Consider the following 1,703-nt stretch of genomic DNA (forward strand, 5'->3'; position numbering starts at 1 on the left):
TCCGGGGCCCCCCGCCCCTACCGGACGGACCGCGCCGTCCCTGCGCCGGATGGCCTCCCGCCCGCGGGGGCCCCGCCGGGCCCCCCCGGCCCCCCCCCGCCCCGGGGCCGCGCGGGGGGCGGGCGGTCGCCCGTCCGCGGCCGTCCGGCCCGCGCTCAGTTCTCCGCGGCGGCGCCGTCGGGGCCGTCGGGCGCCGGTTCGTCGGCTGGCGCGCCGCCCAGCAACCGGAGCAGGCCGGCGATCTCGTGGCCGGCCTCGGCGGGGTGGCGGAAGGTGGTGCCGTCGAGCACCCGGTAGTGGTTGCGCCGGCCGTCGCGGCTGCGGCTGAGGTACCCGGCGGCCTCCAGGTCGGTGACGATCGCCTGCACCGCCCGCTCGGTCAGCTCGCAGGACTGCGCCAGGTCCCGCAGCCGGACCGAGGGGTCGCGCGAGATGAGCAGCAGCACCCGCGCGTGGCTGGTCAGGAAGGTCCACGAGGTGCGGGGCGCGGCCGACTGCTTCATGGCACCATCCTATGCGCCCATCATTCGCGATTCCGGATACCCGATATAGACTTCCGGTATCGGTCGAGTGCCGATTCCGCTCGTACGCACCGGCCGCGACGCACGCACCAGCCGCAGACACGTCCACCCGCCCACGGGCACCAGGGAGGCAGCCGTGCCGGACCGAGGCGAACCGACCGCCGCGAGGCCCCGGGCGGACGCCCCCGCCGATCCCGCGGCGCCGGCCGATCCGGGCATGCCGGCCGGGCCCGGGGCGCCCGCCGCCCGGCCGCTGTGGGGGATGCGCTCGGGCAACGGGCGGCTGCGGGCGGACCTGGAGACCGCCGCCGACGGCGCGGTGGTCGGCCGGGTCGCCGGCGAACTGGACCACGACTCCGCCCCCGAGCTGCGGCGCGCCCTCACCGCGGCCCTGCACTCCGGCCCGGTGGGCCTGCTGCTGGACCTCTCCGGGGTGACCTTCTGCGACAGCGCCGGCCTGGAGGTGCTGCTGCGCATCCGCCGCGAGGCCGCGGCCGCCGGCCGCACCTTCGGGCTGGGCACGGTCGGCGAGCGGGTCGGGCGCCTGCTGGACCTCACCGAGACCAGGTCGCTGCTGGTCGCGGACGGGGCAGACGCGCCGCTGCGCGCTCCCGGCGGTCCGCCGGGCCCGGCGCGTCGGACCGCACCACCCGGACGGTGACTGGTAGTAGTTGGCCAGTCGCGCGGCGGATCCACCGCTCTCGCTCGACCCGACAAGGAGCGGTCATGGGTGGCAGGCAGCGTCCGCCGCGTGCGCGGGGCCCGCGCAGGCGCGAGACCCGGGTGGAGATCGCCCGCCTGGAGGGCTACCTCGCCTGGGAGGCGGAGGTGTCGGCGGCCGAGCGGGACGCCGCCGAGTTCGTCGGCCGCTTCCCCTGGCTGCCGCCGGAGGAGCGTGCGAGCCTGCAGGAGGCGTACGCCCAGGAGCGGCTGCGCTACGCCGAGGAGGTCGTGGACCGCGCGGTCGAGCGCTGCCGGCAGCTGGCGGGCCGCTACCGGCGCGAGTGCCGGGAGATCTGCGCGCGCTGGGCGGCGCTCTGCTTCCTGGTGATGGCCGCCTCGGTCGCCCTCGGGATCCTGCCCTTCGCCCTGCACGCCTGAGACCTCCTACCTGAGACCTCCTACCTGAGACCTCTCCCACCTGAGCCCGGAACGCCCGGGGCCCGCCGCGCGGTGCTGCGT

The 1,703-nt window shown here is 77.7% G+C and carries 3 protein-coding genes; 2 read left to right on the plus strand and 1 reads right to left on the minus strand.

Annotated elements, in window-relative coordinates; genetic code table 11:
- Positions 1-155: 155 nt before the first annotated feature.
- Positions 156-503 carry a helix-turn-helix transcriptional regulator gene (locus ACWGB8_RS34975; RefSeq protein WP_452217694.1) on the minus strand — a complete coding sequence of 116 codons (348 nt, stop codon included), beginning with the start codon at positions 501-503 and terminating at the stop codon, positions 156-158.
- Positions 504-657: 154 nt separating this feature from the next.
- On the opposite strand from ACWGB8_RS34975, the gene ACWGB8_RS34980 reads away from it, so the two are divergent.
- Both ACWGB8_RS34980 and ACWGB8_RS34985 read left to right on the plus strand, forming a co-directional pair.
- The gene (locus ACWGB8_RS34980) at positions 658-1,182 is read left to right on the plus strand and encodes an STAS domain-containing protein (RefSeq protein WP_452217695.1); all 525 of its coding nucleotides are present in this window, start codon (positions 658-660) and stop codon (positions 1,180-1,182) included.
- 65 nt (positions 1,183-1,247) lie between these two features.
- On the plus strand, positions 1,248-1,622 hold the full coding sequence (locus ACWGB8_RS34985; protein ID WP_452217696.1) for a hypothetical protein: 375 nt from the start codon (positions 1,248-1,250) through the stop codon (positions 1,620-1,622).
- Positions 1,623-1,703: the final 81 nt, after the last annotated feature.

It is taken from the genome of Kitasatospora sp. NPDC054939 (assembly GCF_053610105.1).